We start from the raw sequence: 18356 nt of genomic DNA on the forward strand, positions 1-18356 counted from the left end.
CTAACCCTATCCGGCGCGGCGCTCCACTGCAGCCGGCGGCTTGCGGTCGAACTCTTCCTTGATGCTCCGGTTCAGGTCGTATTTCAGGGCTGTGAGCGACTCGCGCTGCGTCCAGACCTGCGCCGCCAGGATGTATTTGTCGGCTTCGAGGGTGTCGATACCGATCGTGGAGACGTTCAAGGTGCGCTGGTCGCGCTCGATCAGGTGTTTCAGACGTGAGATCGATGTCCCGACATCTTCGTTGGCCGGCCGTGGTATCCGCAGGTCGATCCGGGCGGTGTCATTGCGCGTCGGCACCTTCACGATCTCGCCCCACAGCTTGCCGTTGGGGATGATGATGCGGGTATTGTCGTCGCCGTCGATCTCGGTGAAGAACAGGTTGATCTCGCGCGCGACGCCGGTCACGCCGCCCGTCTCGACCCGGTCGCCGATATGGAAGGGCCGGAACACGACCAGCATGATTCCGGCGGCAAGATTGCTCAGGGTGCCCTGGAGGGCGAGGCCGATGGCAATGCCCAGGGCGCCGAGGACGGCGACGAAGCTCGTCGTGGCGATGCCGAAGGTCGTGAGGACGGCGACGAAGGTGAAGACGAGGACCGTGTAGCGAACGCCGTTGCCGATGAAGAGCGCCACGGTGCGGTCGATGCGCGGCGATTTCTGGCACAGCCGGACCACCGCCGTATAGAGCAGGCGCGACGTCATCCACCCCGCGCACAGGATGATGATGGCGCCCAGCACCCTCAGGCCGTAAGTGGTGACCAACGCGACCAGCACGTTGGCCGCATTCTCCCACTGCTGTTCGATACCCATGGAAGAGCCAACGCGGGACGGAGCGCCGCGGTTGCCTCGCGGTACCTGGCTAGTGGACGTCGTTCTCGCGGATGAAGGCGCGGATGCGCGGCATGATCTGCTCGCGCCACTTGCGGCCGTTGAAGATGCCGTAATGACCGACCCGCGGCTGCTCCCAGTGGACGTGCCGCGCGCCGGGAATGTTGGGCGTCAGCGCATGCGCCGCCTTGGTCTGGCCGACGCCCGAAATGTCGTCGAGCTCGCCCTCGACCGTCATCAGGGCGGTCTCGATGAACGAGGGATCGATCTTGCGGCCGCGGCTCACCCACTCGCCGCGCGGCAGCAGGTGTTCCTTGAACACGACCTCGATGGTCTGGAGATAGAACTCGGCGCTGAGATCCATCACCGCGAGATATTCGTCGTAGAAGGCGCGGTGGGCGCTCGCCGGGTCGTCGTCACCCTTCACCAGATGCTCGAACTGCCGCACGTGCGCGTTCACGTGGCGATCGAGGTTCATGCTGATGAACGAGGTGAGCTGCAGGAAGCCCGGATAGACCCGGCGCATCGCGCCCGGATAATTGAGCGGCACCGTCGAGATGACGTTCTGGCGGAACCACATCATCGAATTGCGCATCGCCAGGTCGTTGGGAACCGTGGGGCTGACGCGGGTGTCGATCGGGCCGCCCATCAGGGTCAGCGACTTGGGCTGGCGCGGGTCTTTCGCCTCGGCCATCAGCGCGGCGGCGCCCATCACGGGCACCGAGGGCTGGCAGACGGCGATGACATGGACGTCGGGGCCGAGATAGCGGCAGAAGTCGGCGACGTAGTCGATGTAGTCGTCGAGGTCGAAGTTGCCCTGGCTCAGCGGCACTTCACGCGCGTCGATCCAGTCGGTGATGTGAACGTCATGGTCCGGCAGCAGGGCCTCGACCGTACCGCGCAGCAGGGTGGCGTAATGGCCGCTCATCGGCGCCACGACCAGGACCTTGGGATCGCGCCGCGTGGTGTCGCGACGGAAGCGGAGGAGCTGGCAGAACGGCTTGCGCAGCAGGATCTCTTCGTTGACCGCGACGGTCTCGTCGCCGACCGTCGTCGTCTTCAACCCGAACGCCGGCTTGCCGTAGCTGCGGGTGAGCCGGGTCATGATCTCCGCACTGGCGGCGATCGACTTGCCGAACCAGGTTTCCGCCCATGGATTGTAGGGGCTGGAATAGACCTGCTCGAGGGCGCCGGCCCACATGCGGATGGGGGCGGCGAGCTGACGCTGGAATTCGTACGCTTGATAAAGCATGGGGCGCGGATTGTACGCTCAAGCCGGAGCTTGTCACGTCCATAGTGCGATGCAGCAAACGTGAAGAATCAATGACTTAGAGCAACCGTCCCACGGCATTGGCGATGGTTTCGGCCTTGGCGTCATGGGTGAAGTGAGTGACGAACCGGCCATTGCGATCAAGCAGGTAGACGATGGAGGAGTGGTCCATGAGGTAGGGCGAGCCCTCCTTGCCGGGTACCTTCTGGTAATAGACGCGATAGGCCTTGGCCACGTCGGCGATCTGCTGCGGCGTTCCCGTGAGGCCGATGATCCCCGGCCCGAAGTTAGGGACATAGCCCTTGAGCAATTCCGGCGTGTCGCGCTCGGGATCGATGGTGATGAAGACGAGGTTCACCTTCTTGGCCGCGTCCGGTCCCAGTTTCTCGACAGCCGTTTCCATCAGCAGCAGCGAGGTCGGGCAGACGTCGGGACAATAGGTGAAGCCGAAATAGATCAGGGTCGGCTTGCCCTTGAGCTGATCGCTCGAAAAGGGGCGGCCGTCCTGGTCGACGAGCTTGAACGGCCCGCCGATCGACGGCTTGCCGCCCTGCGTGGCATCCCAGCCGATCCAGCCGGCCGCGACGACGAGCGCCGCGATCCAGACGCCCAGCAGCGCCTTCATGGTGCGTGACATGGCGCGAAACATGGGCCGTCGCGGCCGCCTCGACAAGCCGGACCGCTCGTCGCACAACCTCTCTGCCTTTGTGTTTCGACCGGGAAGGGAAGTGCGATGTTCTACGATGCTTCGAAGCGCGACCACGGACTGCCGCAGGATCCGCTGAAGGCGCTGATCGTGCCGCGGCCGATCGGCTGGATCTCGACGGTCGACGGCCAGGGCCGGGTCAATCTCGCGCCCTACAGCTTCTACAATGGCGTCGGCGAGTTCCCGCCCATGGTCTACTTCGCCATCACCGGCACCTATGGAGACACGCCGACCAAGCACAGCCGCATGAACGCCGAGGAGACCGGCGAGTTCGTGGTCAACATGGTGACCGCGGAGATGAGCGAGAAGATGAACATCACCACCGCGATGGTGGCCTACGGCATCGACGAGATGAAGCTCGCCGGCCTGACGCCCGAGCCCTGCCGCTTCGTGAAGCCGCCACGGGTCAAGGAATCGCCGGTCGCGCTGGAGTGCAAGTACTGGAAGACGGTCGAGCTGCCGGAGGAGCCGGGCTTTGAGGCCAAGCGCGGCTCGATCGTGCTGGGCCAGGTGGTCGGCATCCATATCGACGACGCCATCCTGAAGGACGGCAGGGTCGACATCCTGTCGATGAAGCCGGTCGCGCGGCTGGGCTACAGCGAATACACGACGGTCGAGAACGTCTGGAAGATGCGGCGTCCGGACGATCCGCGGTATCAGTGAAATCCCGTCGTCTCGACCGGAGCCGAGCGTAGCTCGGCGTAGCGGAGATACCTTCTCTCAACGATTTTCTGGCTTTTGGTGGAGAGAAGGTCTCTCCACTCCGCGCTGCGCGCTCCCGTCGAGACGCCGGCAGTTCTACGCTCACTGCCCCGCGACGACCGGCGCCACCGACCGCGCCATTGCCAGCACGCGCTTGTCGGCCATGGCCTCGCCCATCAGCATGAAGCCGACGGGCAGCTCGCCAGCGGCATGGCATGGCAGGCTGATGGCGCAGCGATCGAGGAAGTTGCCGACCGTGGTGTTGCGCAGCAGCAGCAGGTTCTTCTGGGTGAAGCCCTCGGGTGTCGAGACTTCCTCGATCGTCGGCGCGACGATGGCGCAGGTCGGCATGATCACCGCGTCGTAGTTCGCGGTGATGGCCGAGACGCGGCGGCAGAGATCGGCGCGTTTCGCCAGCAGCTCGATGTAGTCGGCCGCCGTCATGTCCTTGCCGCGCATGATGCGCGGATGGACGAACGGGTCGTAATCCTGGCCGCGGCGCGCGATCAGTTCCTTATGCCAGGCATAGGCCTCGGAGGCCGCGAACCCGCCCTTGGCGTTGATGCCCGGCAGCTCGTTCAGCTCGGCGAGGTCGATCTGCTCGATCCTGACGCCCCGGGCTGCCAACGCTTTGCAGGCGCGCTCGAAGGCCTTGGCGACCGTTGCATCGAGATCGTCCATCACGAAGTGCTTCGGGATGGCGAAGCGCAGGCCTGCAAGCGGCGCAGGATCGGGCACCGAGATCGGCCCCTTTCCGAGTTCACCGGCGAAGACGGCGTCGACGAGGGCGCAGTCCTCGACGGAGTTGGCGAGGGGACCGATCGAATCGAGCGAGGTCGAGAGCGGGATCACGCCGTCGATCGGCACGCGGCGCGCCGTCGGCTTGAAGCCCACGAGCCCACAGACCGCGGCGGGAATGCGCACCGAGCCGCCGGTGTCGGTGCCCAGCGCCGCGACGGCCATCCGGTCGGCCACCGACACGGCGGCGCCGGCCGAGGATCCGCCCGGCACGCGCGTGCGGTCGGCCGGATTGCCCGGCGTGCCGTAATGCGGGTTGAAGCCGACGCCCGAGAAGGCGAACTCGCTCATGTTGGTGCTGCCGACGATCACCGCGCCGGCCGCGCGCAGGCGCGCCACCACCGGCGCGTCCGCCGTGGCGGGTTTGGCATCGTCGAGCGCTTTCGAGCCCGAAAGGGTCGTTTCGCCCGCAACGTCGCAGAGGTTCTTGATCGAGACCGGGAGGCCGGCGAGGGCTGAGGGCACGAGGCCCGCCTTGCGCAGGCCGTCGCTCGCGTCCGCTGCGGCCAGTGCCTGGTCCTTCCAGACCTTCACGAAGGCGCGCTTGCCTTCGCCCTTGGAGTCCTCGATGCGCGCCAGCGCTTCTTCCGTGAGCTGGCGCGAGGTGGTGCGGCCGGCGGCCAGGTCCGCGGCGAGCTGGGTGATCGTCGGGTTGGCCATCGGTGTCCTTACTTGCCGCGGTGCTTCACGAGATCGTCGACGACCATCGGGTCGGCGAGCGTGGACGTGTCGCCCAGGTTGCTGAAATCGTTCTCTGCGATCTTGCGCAGGATGCGGCGCATGATCTTGCCCGAACGCGTCTTGGGCAGGCCGGGCGCCCACTGGATCACGTCGGGCGTGGCGATCGGGCCGATCTCCTTGCGTACCCAGGCGACCAGCTCCTTGCGCAGCTCCTCGGAGGATTGCTGGCCGGCCTTCAGGGTGACGTAGGCGTAGATGCCCTGGCCCTTGATGTCGTGCGGGAAGCCGACCACGGCGGCCTCGGCCACCTTGGTGTTGGCGACCAGCGCGCTCTCAACCTCGGCGGTGCCGATGCGATGGCCGGAGACGTTGATCACGTCGTCGACCCGGCCGGTGATCCAGTAGTAGCCGTCCTCGTCGCGCCGGGCGCCGTCGCCGGTGAAGTACTTGCCCGGATAGGTCCTGAAGTAGGTCTCGATGAAGCGCTGGTGATCGCCATAGACGGTACGCATCTGCCCTGGCCAGGAATTGATCAGGCAGAGATTGCCGGTGCAGGGCCCTTGCAGCTCGTTGCCCTCGGCGTCGACCATCACCGGCTGGACGCCGAAGAAGGGCAGCGTCGCCGAGCCGGGCTTCAGCGCCGTGGCGCCGGGCAGCGGCGTGATCAGGATGCCGCCGGTCTCGGTCTGCCACCAGGTATCGACGATCGGGCAGCGATCGTCGCCGACCACGCGGTGATACCACAGCCAGGCTTCGGGATTGATCGGCTCGCCGACCGAGCCCAGCAGGCGCAGGCTCTTCCGGCTGGTCTTCTTCACCGGCGCCTCGCCCTCGCGCATCAGCGCGCGGATCGCGGTGGGGGCGGTGTAGAAGATGTTCACCTGGTGCTTGTCGATCACCTGCCAGAAGCGGCTGGAATCGGGATAGTTGGGCACGCCCTCGAACATGAGGGTCGTGGCGCCGTTGGCCAGCGGTCCGTACAGGATGTAGCTGTGGCCGGTCACCCAGCCCACGTCGGCGGTGCACCAGTAGACGTCGCCGTCGTGATAATCGAACACGTACTGGTGGGTCATCGACGCATAGACGATGTAGCCGCCGGTCGTGTGCAGCACGCCCTTCGGCTTGCCGGTCGAGCCCGACGTGTAGAGGATGAACAGCGGATCCTCGGCACCCATCGGCTCAGGCACGCACTCGGCCGGAACCTTGGCGGCGATCTCGTGCCACCAGACGTCGCGATCGGTGTTCCAGTCGACCTTGCCGCCGGTGTGCTTCACCACCAGCACCTTCTTCACGCCGGGCGCCTTCTTCAGCGCCTCGTCGCAATTGGCCTTGAGTGGTACGTGCTTGCCGGCGCGCAGGCCCTCGTCGGCGGTGACCACGACGTTGCTGTCGCAGTCGACCAGGCGGTTGGCGAGGCTGTCGGGCGAGAAGCCGCCGAACACGACGGAATGGATGGCGCCGATGCGCGCGCAGGCCAGCATCGCGTAGGCCGCCTCGGGGATCATCGGCAGGTAGATCGTGACGCGATCTCCCTTCTTCACGCCGAGTTCCTTCAACGCGTTCGCCATGCGGCAGACTTCGTCGTGCAGCTTGCGATAGGTGATCTTCTCGGACTTCGCCGGATCGTCGCCTTCCCAGATGATGGCGGTCTGGTCGGCGCGATGGCTGAGATGACGGTCGATGCAGTTGGCCGAGACGTTCAGCACGCCGTCGTGGAACCAGCGGATGCGGACGTCGCCACTGTAGTCGACGTCGCGCACGGCGCCCGGGGTGTACGGCTTGATCCAGTCGACCCGCTTGCCGTGCTCGTTCCAGAACCCGGCGGGGTCGTCGACCGAGGCCTGGTACATCGCCTTGTACTTGGCCTCGTCGACATAGGCGCGTTTGGCCCAGTCCGCGCTGACGGCGATCACTTCATCGGCCATGGCTTTCCTCCGGCTTCGGCTTTGTGCCTTGAATTACCCGCGTTCTAGCCCGCTGCCGCCGGGCTCGGCAATTCGACTTTGGGCGTCACTCGCTGAACCAGGTCGTGAAGTCCTGGATCGGCGCGCGTTCGGTGATCAGGCTGTTGGGCACCACGTCGGGATCGGCATGGCCCAGGGCGAGACCGCAGATCACCGTCTGGTCGTCGGGGATCCCCAGTTCGCGCCGCACCACGTGCTGGTAGCGGCTGAAAGCGGCCTGCGGGCAGGTGTGCAGACCCTTCTCGCGCGCCAGCAGCATGAGCTGGTCGAGGAAGATGCCGCAGTCGATCCACTGGCCGTTGCCCATGCGCTTCTCGACGCAGAGGATCATGCCGACCGGCGCGTCGAAGAACTCGTAGTTCTTGCGGAACTGCTTCAGCATGCCGGCCGCATCGCCGCGCGGCACCCCGAGCAGGGTGTAGAGCTGCTTGCCGACGAGCTTGCGGCGCGCGTCGTACACCGGCGTGAATTCCTGCGGATAGATGTGGTACTCCGCGCCCGGACCGTTATCGCCCTCGTCCATGGCTTTCAGGATCGCGGCGGAGAGCCGCTTCCGCGCCGCGCCCATGGTCACATAGAGCTTCCAGGGCTGCAGGTTGCCGTTCGAGGCCGAGCGGTTGGCGGTCTCGATGATCCATTCGATGTCGGCCTTGGCCACGGGATCCGGCTTGAAGACGCGCATGGAGCGGCGGGAGTTGACGGCTTCGGACACGCGCATGGACGGCTAGCTCCGGGTGAGATGACGACGCAGGAAGTCGAACAGCGTGCGCCGCGCGGCGGCGTTCTGCTGCTCGGTGAAATAGTGGGTGGCGCCGGGGATCACCACGGCCTCGGCGTCCTTGCCGTGAGTGCGCAGTGCCTCGGCCATGGCCAGCGACTGCTCGACCGGCACGTTCTCGTCGCGGTCGCCATGCAGCAGCAGGACCGGCGCGTCGATCTGCGCGACCCGCAGGATCGGCGAGCGCACCGGCAGGCCCTCGGGCCCGCACAGATCGTCGAGATAGTCGCGCATGAAGGGATTGGCCTCGCGCCAGCGTGCCAGGTCCGTGGGCGCGAAGAAGGCGGCGACGGCGCGTATCGGCGGCTTGTGGGCGGCGGCGAGCAGCGCCACCTGGCCGCCCATCGAGGCGCCGACCAGGGCGATCCGGTCGCGGTCGACCAGCGGCCGCTTGGCGAGCCAGTCGATGGCGGCCAGGACGTCGAGCGGCTGGCGCAGACCCTGGTCGTTCTCGCCTTCCGAGCCCAGCCAGCCGCGCAGCGACAGCGCCAGCGCCGCGTAGCCGTTGGCCGCGGCGGCCCGCGCGAGGCCTACCATGTTGTGGGCATGGCCGGCGAAGCCGTGCAGCAGGATCAGCGCCGGATAGGGCGGCTGGCCAGCCACCGGCTTGAAGAAATAACCGCCCAGGCTGACGCCATGGCCGGGTACGCGCACCTGCTCGGCATCGGGAACATCCGGCAGGTCGTCCCAGCGATGCATGACCTCGATGGGCACGCCATCGGGATCGCGGAAGCCCAGGGAGTAGGAACCGGGGGCCAGATAGTCGAGTTCCTGCGGCGGCTGGATGATCTCCGCGCCGGCATCGCGCAGTTCGGCAAAGACCTGGTCGACCTGGCCGCGGCTTTCGGCCGACACCGCGAGCCACAGCGCGCCCGGTCCGTACGAGATGCCATCCTTGGCCTGGCGCATCACGAAATGGTCGTAGCCGCGCGACCACATCACCCGGTCGGGGCTGGTCCACACGCGATGGAAGCCCAGCATCGGCAGCCACAGGCGGTGGAAGGCGACGGAGCGCGCGAGGTCGCTCACCTCGATGGCCGCGCCGGCGAAGGAAGAACGCGGACGCATCAGGAGGGCTCGAGGCCCAGAGCCAGCAGCTCGTCGCGGCGCAAATGTTGTTCGCCCGCCAGGAAGAACTCGTCGAGCTGCGGTGGCTTCACCCTCGTGCCGGCCAGCATGGCATGGGCCTGGCCGCGATGATGCGTCTGGTGCTGGAACAGATGCTCCAGGATCGAGATGACGCTGGAGGGCGGCGGCGTGCGGTTGGGGCGCGGCAGGGACAGGCCCTCCGCCAGGCTTTCCTCGGTCTGGCGCTCGCAGAAGGCGAGCAGCCGCCGGTCGCTGGCGATCTGCGGCCCGTACAGCGAGGCGGCGTCGGGATAGTCGGGAATCGGGTCGTTATAGCGCTGCAGCACCGTCGGGTCGCGGTGCAGCGCGTCGATGTAATAGAGGTCGACCCAGAGGATGTGATTGAGCGTGGCGCGCAGCGACGGGAAGAAGCTGGTGCGCGGCGCGGCGAACTCTTCCGGCGTCAGCGCCCTGCAGGCGGTCAGCAGCCGGTGGTTCGCCCAGATGTTGTTGCGGGCCATGGCGACGGCATGGCCTGGCAGCCCCGTCGCCATGGGTCCCGTGTCCGCCGGCGTCAGGCCGCGTGGGCCAGGTTGCGCAGCACGTAGTGCAGCACGCCGCCATTCTTGAAGTAACCGACCTCCTCCGCGGTATCGATGCGGCAGGTCAGCATGATCGTCTCCGACGCGCCGTCGGGGCGGTGGATGGTCAGCGGCACGTCCATGCCGGGCTTCAGCTCGCCGTCGATGCCGCCCACGTCGTAGGTCTCGCGGCCAGTGAGGTTCAGCGTCTTGCGCGTCATGCCGTCCTTGAATTGCAGCGGCAGCACGCCCATGCCGACCAGGTTCGAGCGATGGATGCGCTCGAAGGTCTCGCAGACCACCGCCTTCACGCCCAGCAGGTTGACGCCCTTGGCCGCCCAATCGCGCGAGGAACCGGTGCCGTATTCCTTGCCGGCGATCAGCACCTGCGGCGTGTGCTCCTTCTTGTAGCGCATCGCCACGTCGTAGATCGGCTCGGGCTGGTCGGTCGTGTAGTGGTGCGTGTAGCCACCCTCGATGCCCGGGACCATCTCGTTCTTCAGGCGGATGTTGGCGAAGGTGCCGCGCATCATCACCTCGTGATTGCCGCGGCGCGTGCCGTACTGGTTGAAGTCCTTGGCCTCGACACCTTCCTCCATCAGGTACTTGCCGGCGGGACTGTCCTTCTTGATCGAACCGGCGGGCGAGATGTGGTCGGTGGTGATCGAATCGCCGAACTGGCCGAGCGGGCGGGCGCCCGCGATGTTGCTGAGCGCCGCCGGCGTCTTGCCCATGCCCTCGAAGTAGGGCGGGTTGCGCACGTAGGTCGACTTGTCGTCCCAGGCGTAGGTCAGGCTGGGCTTGGTCTTGATGCCGCGCCAGAACCGGTCGCCCTCGAAGACGTTGGCGTAACGCTTCTTGAACGCCTTGGCCGTCACGAACTTGTCGACGGTCTTGGCGACTTCCATGTTCGAAGGCCAGAGGTCCTTCAGGTAGACGGGCTTGCCACCCTTGCCGATGCCGATCGGATCCTTGGTGATGTCGATCTTCATCGAGCCGGCCAGCGCGTAGATCACGACCAGCATCGGCGAGGCGAGGTAGTTGGCGCGGGTCAGCGGATTGACGCGGCCCTCGAAGTTGCGGTTGCCGGAGAGCACCGAGCTCACGACCAGGTCGCCGTCGCCGATCGCCTTGGTGACCGGATCGGGTAGCGGGCCGGAGTTGCCGATGCAGCTCGTGCAGCCGTAGCCGACCAGATTGAAGCCGATCTTGTTCAGGTCCTTCTGCAGGCCCGAGGCCTCGAAGTATTCGGTCACGACCTGCGAACCCGGCGCCAGCGAGGTCTTCACCCACGGCTTGACCTTGAGGCCGAGCTTCACCGCGTTGCGCGCGATCAGGCCGGCGCCCAGCATGACGTAGGGATTCGAGGTGTTGGTGCAGGAGGTGATGGCCGCGATCACCACGTCACCGTGGCCGAGGTCATAGCTCGTGCCCTCGCAGGGGATGCGCTTGCCGTCGTCCTTGCGGTCGAATTCCTTCTCCATGTTCGCGACGAACTGCTGGGCGGCGTCGGCGAGCGGCACGCGATCCTGCGGGCGCTTCGGGCCGGCGAGGCTCGGCACGACGTCGCCGAGGTCGAGCGACAGCGTGTCGGTGAACACCGGCTCGGGCGACTTCTTGGAACGCCACAGGCCCTGCTTCTTGGCATAGGCCTCGACCAGCTTGGCGGCCGGGCCGCGGTTGGTGGTCTTGAGGTAGCCCAGCGTGATGTCGTCGACCGGGAAGAAACCGCAGGTCGCGCCGTATTCCGGCGCCATGTTGGCGATGGTCGCGCGGTTGGCCAGCGGCAGGTCCTGGAGGCCCTCGCCGTAGAACTCGACGAACTTGTTCACCACGCCCTTCTTGCGCAGCATCTGGGTGACGGTGAGCACCAGGTCGGTCGCGGTGGCGCCTTCCTTGAGCTTGCCGGTGAGCTTGAAGCCCACGACGTCGGGAATGACCATCGGCTGCGGCTGGCCGAGCATGGCGGCCTCCGCCTCGATGCCGCCGACGCCCCAGCCCAGGACGGCCAGGCCGTTCACCATCGTGGTGTGCGAGTCGGTGCCGACCAGCGTGTCGGGATAGGCGATCGTCTCCTTGCCTTCCTTCTTGGTCCACACGACCTGGGCCAGGTATTCGAGGTTGACCTGATGGCAGATGCCGGTGCCCGGCGGGACGACGCGGAAGTTGTCGAACGCCATCGAGCCCCAGCGCAGGAACTGGTAGCGCTCCAGGTTGCGCTCGTATTCGAGCTTCACGTTGGCGCCGAAGGCGCTCGAATTGCCGAAATTGTCGACGATCACCGAGTGGTCGATCACGAGGTCGACCGGGACCAGCGGGTTGATCTTCTTGGGGTCGCCGCCCAGCTTGCCCATGGCGTCGCGCATGGCGGCGAGATCGACCACGGCCGGGACGCCGGTGAAGTCCTGCATCAGCACGCGCGCGGGGCGGAAGTTGATCTCCTTGGCCGAGCGGCCGCCGTTCTTCAGCCATTCCGCAAAGGCCGAGATGTCGGTCTTCTTGACGGTCGTGCCGTCCTCGTGGCGCAGCAGGTTTTCCATCAGGACACGGAGCGAGAACGGCAGGCGGGACAGGTCGCCGACCTCCTTCTCGACCGCCTTCAGGCTGAAATAGGTATAGCTGCGGCTACCGACCTTCAGCGTCTTTCGAGCCTTGAAGCTATTGGGATGGGCGGCGGCCATATCTACACTCCTGGAAGGTCGGTTCTCTGCGGATGTTGGGCAAAATAGGGGCATGGACCCCCACAGGCAATCGGCGGATGCGGCTTTGCGGTCGTTGTGTCAGATTGGACGCATGCGACATCGAATAGTTTGCGCATTTGGGGCTCTTGCAGCCGTTTTCGCCCTGTCGGGCGAAGCGTCGGCGCAGCGGAACGCGGCCGAATCCTGGGACCCCAGCGTGCGTGGCTTTTCGCCCGGCGGAGCCGCCGCGCCTTCGCTGCCTGCGGCCGGGGGAAGCGGCGGCGCGACCCTCGAATCGCTGAACAAGATCCTCTCGGCGTCGCAGCTCTCGGCCTTCGACAGGTCGATCTATCTCAGCATCCGTGCGTTCCAGTTGAGCCGCCTGGGTCGCGAGGCCGACAGCCAGAAGGACATTGCCGAGATGGGCAAGGTCCTGCCGGGCGACTGGCAGGTGGTGCTGTCGAGCACGATGCCGGGCCTGGCGGGCGGCGGCGACCGGGCGGCGGCGCTGCGCACGCTGGACAGCGCCCTGCTGCGCAAGCCGGGCGATCCCTCGCTGACGATCGCGCAGGCCCAGGTCTACATGCAGATCGCCGACTTCCAGCGTGCCATCGGCCTGCTCGATGCCGCCCTCGCAAGCGCCCAGACGCCGGGCGAGCGGCGCTCGGCGCTGTTCTACCGCGGCCATGCGAATTTCAATCTCGGCAACTATGCGCAGGCGGCCGACGATTTCGATGCCTCGCTGGCGGGCCGGCCCAATTTCAAGTCGAAGCAGGCGCCGCTGCTGTGGCGCTATGCGGCGCAGGTCCGCGCCCGGCGCGATGCCCGCACGGCCCTCGTGCGCGACGTCGGGGCGGAGAGCCTGAACGAATGGCCCGGCCCGATCCTGCGCTTCCTGATGGGCAAGAGCACGGCCGGCGAGCTCGAGGTCGCCGCCGAGTCCGATGACGGGGCCAAGCGCGCCAACGGCAAGTGCCCGGCCGCCTTCTTCATCGGCATGGATGCCGTCCGCCGCGGCGACAAGCAGCGCGCCCGCGAACAGTTCCAGCTCGCCCAGGCCCGCTGCCCGACCGTGTCCGAGCTGAACTGGGCGGCCTCCAGCGAGCTGAAGCGGCTTTAGTTCCAGCTCGTCATTGGAGCGCGCCACTCCAGTGGCGCTCATGAACATGATGCGCCACTGGAGTGGCGCGCTCCCATGATTCACCCCAGCAGCGCCAGCGGCGACACGAAGCGGGTGATTTCCGCCAGGACCTGGGCCGGCTGCTGCAGGTGTGGGCTGTGGCCGCAATCCGGCACCAGCCGCGTCTCGCAATAGCCCTCGACCTTGCCGGCGATGATGCCGAGCTGCAGTTCGCTGCCGTATTCGTCGTCCTCGCCCTGGATCGCCTGCACCGGCACGACGACACCCGGCAGCCGGCCGTTGGCGTCCATCGGCTCGAAGCCCGGCGCGACCCAGGCATCGGCCCAGAGATGGAAGGCGCCGTCGACGTCGTCGTGATACTTCGCGAGCCGCTGGCGCAGGTCCCCGGAGGCGAAGGCCGCGCGGGCCGCTTCGATCGCCGCGACGCAGACCGGCTCGTTGATCGCGTGCGCGGCCAGGGTCACCACGGCGCGCAGCGGCTCGGGATCGGCCGCGGCATAGTTCAGCGCGATCGTGCCGCCGTCGCTGTGGCCCACCAGCACGCAATCCTCGATACCGAGGGCCGCCAGCAGGCGCGGCAGGACGAGGTCGGCCTCGATTTCCATGTAGCGGACGCCGGGATCGGAGGGCCAGGGGCTCGACCGTCCGTAGCCGGTGCGGTCGTAAACGATGCCGGCGCAGCGCGTGGCGTCGCAGAGCTTCTGGGGGAAGTCGCGCCACATCTCGATGCAGCCCAGCCCCTCGTGCAGGAAGACCAGCACCGTGCGGTCGAGCCCGTCGTCGTGCGTCGGCGCAAGGCGGCGCACCCGCAGACGGCGGTCGCCGAGATCGATGAGTTCGTCCGTAGAGGGCATCGTCTCTTTTCGTGGTGCCTCAGGCCGTGGTCAAGGCTGCGTCATGCGGCACGGGGACCGTAGCCCGGCGGCGTGAAAACACGGCGATGGCGGCCGGCAGCACGGTGAGGAAGAGGAAGGGCGCCAGCAGGGTGCCGCCGACCACGACGATGGCGAGCGGCCGCTGGACCTGGCTGCCGATGGCGGTCGAGAAGGCGGCGGGCAGCAGGCCGACGGCGGCGGCGACGCAGGTCATCAGCACCGGCCGCATCTGTTGTTCGCAGGTCTCGCGCAGCGCCTGCTCGCGCTCGACGCCCGCGGCGATCAGCCGGTTGAAGCAGCTCACCAGCATGATGCCGTTCATGGCGGCGATGCCGAACAGCGCCACGAAGCCGATGGCGGCGGAGATGCTGAACGACATGTCGGCGCCCCACAGCGCAAGGATGCCGCCCGACAGCGCCAGCGGCATGGCGGCACCGGCCAGCAGCGTGTCGGTCAGCGAGCCGAAGCTGACATAGAGCAGCAGCAGGATCAGGCCGATGGCGATCGGCACGGCGACGGCCAGGCGCGCGATGGCGCTCTCGAAGTTCACGAAGTCGCCAGCCCAGTCGAGCCGGTAGCCGCTCGGCAGCTTCACCTGCTCCGTCACCTTCTGCTGGGCTTCCAGCACCGCACCGCCGAGATCGCGGCCGCGGACGCTGAACTTCACCGGGATGTAGCGCTCCTGCTGCTCGCGGTAGATGTAGAAGGCGCCGGTCGCGAGCTTCACCGTCGCCACTTCGCCCAGGGGGACCTGCACGATGTTGCCGTTGGGCCCGACGGTGCCGATGGCGATACGCCGGATCGCGTCCATGTCCTGGCGATAGCGCGGCGCGAGCCTCACCAGCAGCGGGAAGTGGCGGTCGCTGCCTTCCTCGAAGAGATCACCCGCCGCCTGCCCGCCGACCGCCGCCTGGATCGTGGCGTTGATGTCGCCCGGCGACAGGCCGTAGCGGGCGGCCCGGGCGCGGTCGATGTCGATGCGGATGGTCGGCTGGCCGAGCAGCGGCGGCACCTGGATGTCGGTGATCCCGGGCACGCCTTCCAGGACACGGCGGATGTCGACGGCGATCTTGTGGAGGGTGCCGAGGTCGGGGCCGGAGATCTTGATGGCATTCTCCGCGTCGATGCCGGAGGCGGCCTCCTGCACATTGTCCTGGATGTATTGCGAGAAGGCGAAGTTCACGCCGGGAAAGGCCTTGCGCAGCGCGTCGCTCATCTCGGTGATGAGTTCGGGCTTCTCCAGCCCCTTGCGCCATTTGCTGGCGGGCTTCAGCGGCACGAAGAACTCGGCATTGGAGAAGCCGTCGGGGTCGGTGCCGTCGTCGGGCCGGCCGTGCTGGGAGATGACCGTCTCGACCTCCGGGAAGCTCTTCACCAGCTTGCGCATGCGGTTCACGTAGCCGTTGCCCTCGTCGAGCGAGACCGAAGGCGGCAGGGCCGCGCGCAACCATATATTGCCTTCCTCGAGTTTGGGCAGGAATTCGAGGCCGACGGTGCTGGCCGCGAGGCCGGCCGCCGCCATCACGCCCAGGCCAACGACGATCATGGCGTGACGCCAGGCCAGCGCCTGCGAATAGGCCTGGCGATAGAGACGGCGCAGTCCGCGTACGAGGAAGGTTTCGGTCTCCGAGACCTTCTCGGGCAGCAGCAGGGCCGAGAGCGCCGGCGAGACGGTGAAGGTCGCGATCAGGCCGCCCGCCAGCGCATAGGCGTAGGTCTGCGCCATCGGCCCGAAGATGCGGCCCTCGACGCCGGACAGGGTGAACAGCGGCAGGAAACCCGCGATGATGATGGTGGCCGAGAAGAAGATCGCCTTGGTGACCTCGCCCGAGGCCTCGTAGATGGTGAACAGCTTGCCGGTGAGGCCCTCCGGTTCCTGCCGCGCGGATCGCGAGGTGCCGCCATGACCGGCTTCGGCGAGATGGCGGAAGATGTTCTCGACCATGATGACGGTGGCGTCGACGATGATGCCGAAGTCGATCGCGCCCATCGACAGCAGGTTCGCCGACTCGCCGTTCATCACGATGATGACGACTGCGAACAGCAGCGCGAAGGGAATGGTGGCGGACACGATCAGCGCCGAGCGCAGGTCGCCCAGGAACAGCCACTGGATCAGGAAGATGAGACCGACGCCCATCACCATGTTGTGCAGAACGGTGTGGGTCGTCACCTCGACCAGGACGCTGCGGTCGTAGATGCGCTCGATGCGCACGCCGGGCGGCAGCAGGTTCGAGTCGTTGATGCGCTCGACCTCGCGTTCGACGGCGCGCAGGGTGGGCATGGTCTCCGCGCCGCGGCGCATCAGCACGATTCCCTCGACGACATCGTCGTCGTCGTCGTGGCCGGCGACGCCCAGTCGCGGCTCGTTGCCGACGGCGACGTCGGCGATATCCGACACGAGAACGGGCGAGCCGTCGCGCGCCATGAGCATGGTGTTGCGGATGTCCTCCATCGACCGGATCTGGCCGACGGCGCGCACGACCGCCGATTGCGGTCCGAGATTGACGGTGTTGGCGCCGACATTGATGTTGGCGCCGTTCAGCCCGTCGATCACCTGCTTCGGCGTAAGGGCGTGCGCCTGCAGCCGGTCGAGGTCGACGGTGACGTCGAAGGTCTTGCTCTTGCCGCCCCAGGTCGTGACGTCGATCACGCCGGGCACCGCCTTCAGCCGGCGCAGCAGGATCCAGTCCTGGATGGTCTTCAGGTCGGTGACGCTGAAGCCCTTCGGGCCGATCACGCGATAGCGGAAAATCTCGCCGATCGGGCTGGTCGGCGAGATGATGGGCTGCGCACCATTGGGCAGCGGACCGAGCTGCGCCAGCCGGTTGGTCACGAGCTGCGCGGCTTCGCGATAAGTGAGGTCGTAGGTGAACTGTACCTTCACGTCGCTGAGGCCGGTCAGGGAAATGGAGCGGATCGACTTCACGTAGGGAAGTCCCGCCATCTGCACTTCCATCGGGATGGTGATGTAGCGCTCGATCTCTTCGGACGACTGGCCGGGATTCTGCGTCACGATGTCGACCAGCGGCGGCACCGGGTCGGGATAGGCTTCGATGTTGAGTCGCTTGTAGGCGAACAGGCCGCCACAGATCATCAGGACGGCGAGAATCAAAACGAGAATGCGCTGACGTAGTGCAGCGCCGACGATTGCATGCATCCGCGGCCCTCATGGCGGGCCGATGGGCAGCGCGCCTCCCGCGCAGCTAATACACAAGTGGCGCAGGCACACTAGCGTTGCGCGTACATCATCTATGCAACCTTCGCTTCATATGCACGAGGCGCCGCCAGTCGCAATTCGCCGGATATGCCCTGCACATCCTCGTCGACGAAGTGGTGCCATTGGTCGAATGGCATACCGCTGCGCGCCGCCTCGGCCAGCGTCTCCTCCGATATCAGCAGAGGGCAGCGATACTTCTTCGTCAGGCGTTCGATGCGCGAGCACACGTTCACCGCATGGCCGACGACGGAATATTCGAGCCTCTGCTCGTCGCCGATGGCACCCATGACGACCTCGCCATGGTGGATGCCCACGCCCACGCGTACCGATGGTTCGCCATGCCGCGCGCGCTCGACGTTCCAGCCATCGATCGCGGCGAGCAGCCGGAGGCCGCATCGGATGGCGGCGGCCGCGTCCTCGGGCGATGGGCGCACGGCCCCGAACACCGCCAGGACGCCATCCCCGATGAACTTGTCGATGATCCCGCCCTCGGCCTCGACGATGCGCGAGACCACGGTGCGATACTCCTGGAGGAAACCGAACAGGGCGTCGGGTTCCATGGTCTGCACCGACGCCGTGAAGTCGCGCATGTCGACGAACAGGATCGCGGCCTTCGCCCGACGGCCCCGGGCCGCGCGCAACCCCTCTCGCGCCAGATGGTCGACGAGCTCCGCCGGCAGGTAGCGCGACAGGTTGAGGTTCTGCAGCCGCTCGCGGTCGAGGCTATGCCTCAGCCGGTCGGCCATCAGCGCGCAGGCCAGGAACACCGCGACGGTGCCGATGGCTTCGATGCCGTAGTAGGTGAACCGGGCGCTGACGAAAGCCGGCGGCGGATTGGCGCCGATCATCCAGGCGAAGGCGACCGATGCCGCGGCGATGCCGATCCACCGGCCGGCAAGCCACGAGGCGCCGAAGATGACGAAGAGATAGAGGGCCGTGAGCCGCAGGTCGCCGGTGACGATGTCGGCGTAGCCCACCGCGGTCGACACGACGAAGGCCCCGAACAGAACGGCCGCCCTGGACGAGGCGGCCGGCTCGCGACGCCTGGTGATGGCCATGCGCGACA

General features: G+C 66.9%; 14 protein-coding genes. 2 read left to right on the forward strand and 12 right to left on the reverse strand.

Translation table 11 applies throughout. The features are described from left to right. Nucleotides 1–6: 6 nt before the first annotated feature. The 3 genes from EPO41_RS29410 to EPO41_RS29420 all read right to left on the reverse strand — a co-directional run bounded on the left by EPO41_RS29410 (nucleotide 7) and on the right by EPO41_RS29420 (nucleotide 2735). Nucleotides 7–810: a mechanosensitive ion channel domain-containing protein gene (locus EPO41_RS29410; RefSeq protein ID WP_296333181.1), complete on the reverse strand. Its 804-nt coding sequence runs from the start codon at nucleotides 808–810 to the stop codon at nucleotides 7–9. A 49-nt stretch (nucleotides 811–859) separates the two neighbouring features. Then, nucleotides 860–2080, reverse strand: a complete 1221-nt coding sequence (gene phaZ / locus EPO41_RS29415; protein WP_296333184.1) for a polyhydroxyalkanoate depolymerase — start codon at nucleotides 2078–2080, stop codon at nucleotides 860–862. 76 nt (nucleotides 2081–2156) lie between these two features. After that, nucleotides 2157–2735, reverse strand: a complete 579-nt coding sequence (locus tag EPO41_RS29420; protein ID WP_296333186.1) for an SCO family protein — start codon at nucleotides 2733–2735, stop codon at nucleotides 2157–2159. Between the two features lie 96 nt (nucleotides 2736–2831). On the opposite strand from EPO41_RS29420, the gene EPO41_RS29425 reads away from it, so the two are divergent. After that, complete coding sequence (locus EPO41_RS29425; RefSeq protein WP_296333189.1) at nucleotides 2832–3467, forward strand: flavin reductase family protein; 636 nt, start codon at nucleotides 2832–2834, stop codon at nucleotides 3465–3467. Between the two features lie 141 nt (nucleotides 3468–3608). On the opposite strand, the gene EPO41_RS29430 is transcribed toward EPO41_RS29425, so the two are convergent. The 6 genes from EPO41_RS29430 to acnA all read right to left on the reverse strand — a co-directional run bounded on the left by EPO41_RS29430 (nucleotide 3609) and on the right by acnA (nucleotide 12057). After that, on the reverse strand, nucleotides 3609–4964 hold the full coding sequence (locus tag EPO41_RS29430) for an amidase (protein ID WP_296333191.1): 1356 nt from the start codon (nucleotides 4962–4964) through the stop codon (nucleotides 3609–3611). 8 nt (nucleotides 4965–4972) lie between these two features. Further along, nucleotides 4973–6910 carry an acetate--CoA ligase gene (acs, locus tag EPO41_RS29435; protein ID WP_296333194.1) on the reverse strand — a complete coding sequence of 646 codons (1938 nt, stop codon included), beginning with the start codon at nucleotides 6908–6910 and terminating at the stop codon, nucleotides 4973–4975. An 85-nt stretch (nucleotides 6911–6995) separates the two neighbouring features. Then, nucleotides 6996–7667, reverse strand: a complete 672-nt coding sequence (locus EPO41_RS29440) for a nitroreductase (RefSeq protein ID WP_296333196.1) — start codon at nucleotides 7665–7667, stop codon at nucleotides 6996–6998. Between the two features lie 6 nt (nucleotides 7668–7673). Next, the gene (locus tag EPO41_RS29445; RefSeq protein WP_296333199.1) at nucleotides 7674–8795 is read right to left on the reverse strand and encodes an alpha/beta fold hydrolase; all 1122 of its coding nucleotides are present in this window, start codon (nucleotides 8793–8795) and stop codon (nucleotides 7674–7676) included. Then, on the reverse strand, nucleotides 8795–9349 hold the full coding sequence (locus EPO41_RS29450) for a DinB family protein (protein WP_296333201.1): 555 nt from the start codon (nucleotides 9347–9349) through the stop codon (nucleotides 8795–8797). Before EPO41_RS29450 ends, EPO41_RS29445 begins: the two co-directional genes overlap by 1 nt. A 20-nt stretch (nucleotides 9350–9369) precedes the next feature. Beyond that, complete coding sequence (gene acnA / locus EPO41_RS29455; protein WP_296333206.1) at nucleotides 9370–12057, reverse strand: aconitate hydratase AcnA; 2688 nt, start codon at nucleotides 12055–12057, stop codon at nucleotides 9370–9372. A gap of 217 nt (nucleotides 12058–12274) precedes the next feature. On the opposite strand from acnA, the gene EPO41_RS29460 reads away from it, so the two are divergent. Continuing rightward, nucleotides 12275–13177: a hypothetical protein gene (locus EPO41_RS29460; protein WP_296333209.1), complete on the forward strand. Its 903-nt coding sequence runs from the start codon at nucleotides 12275–12277 to the stop codon at nucleotides 13175–13177. 80 nt (nucleotides 13178–13257) lie between these two features. On the opposite strand, the gene EPO41_RS29465 is transcribed toward EPO41_RS29460, so the two are convergent. The 3 genes from EPO41_RS29465 to EPO41_RS29475 form a co-directional block, all read right to left on the reverse strand. After that, the gene (locus EPO41_RS29465; protein ID WP_296333212.1) at nucleotides 13258–14052 is read right to left on the reverse strand and encodes an alpha/beta hydrolase; all 795 of its coding nucleotides are present in this window, start codon (nucleotides 14050–14052) and stop codon (nucleotides 13258–13260) included. Between the two features lie 19 nt (nucleotides 14053–14071). Further along, entirely contained in the window at nucleotides 14072–17230 is a 3159-nt protein-coding gene (locus tag EPO41_RS29470) for a CusA/CzcA family heavy metal efflux RND transporter (protein WP_296333215.1), read from the reverse strand. 92 nt (nucleotides 17231–17322) lie between these two features. After that, nucleotides 17323–18348: an adenylate/guanylate cyclase domain-containing protein gene (locus EPO41_RS29475; RefSeq protein WP_296333218.1), complete on the reverse strand. Its 1026-nt coding sequence runs from the start codon at nucleotides 18346–18348 to the stop codon at nucleotides 17323–17325. Nucleotides 18349–18356: the final 8 nt, after the last annotated feature.

The sequence above is a fragment of the Reyranella sp. genome (genome assembly GCF_004297265.1).
Lineage (GTDB): Bacteria > Pseudomonadota > Alphaproteobacteria > Reyranellales > Reyranellaceae > Reyranella.

Bases quoted from the DNA above. Each gene is read 5' to 3' on its own strand.
- EPO41_RS29410 (WP_296333181.1), bottom strand. From the start codon at position 810: ATGGGTATCGAACAGCAGTGGGAGAATGCGGCCAACGTGCTGGTCGCG.
- phaZ (WP_296333184.1), bottom strand. From the start codon at position 2,080: ATGCTTTATCAAGCGTACGAATTCCAGCGTCAGCTCGCCGCCCCCATC.
- EPO41_RS29420 (WP_296333186.1), bottom strand. From the start codon at position 2,735: ATGTCACGCACCATGAAGGCGCTGCTGGGCGTCTGGATCGCGGCGCTC.
- EPO41_RS29425 (WP_296333189.1), top strand. From the start codon at position 2,832: ATGTTCTACGATGCTTCGAAGCGCGACCACGGACTGCCGCAGGATCCG.
- EPO41_RS29430 (WP_296333191.1), bottom strand. From the start codon at position 4,964: ATGGCCAACCCGACGATCACCCAGCTCGCCGCGGACCTGGCCGCCGGC.
- acs (WP_296333194.1), bottom strand. From the start codon at position 6,910: ATGGCCGATGAAGTGATCGCCGTCAGCGCGGACTGGGCCAAACGCGCC.
- EPO41_RS29440 (WP_296333196.1), bottom strand. From the start codon at position 7,667: ATGCGCGTGTCCGAAGCCGTCAACTCCCGCCGCTCCATGCGCGTCTTC.
- EPO41_RS29445 (WP_296333199.1), bottom strand. From the start codon at position 8,795: ATGCGTCCGCGTTCTTCCTTCGCCGGCGCGGCCATCGAGGTGAGCGAC.
- EPO41_RS29450 (WP_296333201.1), bottom strand. From the start codon at position 9,349: ATGGCGACGGGGCTGCCAGGCCATGCCGTCGCCATGGCCCGCAACAAC.
- acnA (WP_296333206.1), bottom strand. From the start codon at position 12,057: ATGGCCGCCGCCCATCCCAATAGCTTCAAGGCTCGAAAGACGCTGAAG.
- EPO41_RS29465 (WP_296333212.1), bottom strand. From the start codon at position 14,052: ATGCCCTCTACGGACGAACTCATCGATCTCGGCGACCGCCGTCTGCGG.
- EPO41_RS29470 (WP_296333215.1), bottom strand. From the start codon at position 17,230: ATGCATGCAATCGTCGGCGCTGCACTACGTCAGCGCATTCTCGTTTTG.
- EPO41_RS29475 (WP_296333218.1), bottom strand. From the start codon at position 18,348: ATGGCCATCACCAGGCGTCGCGAGCCGGCCGCCTCGTCCAGGGCGGCC.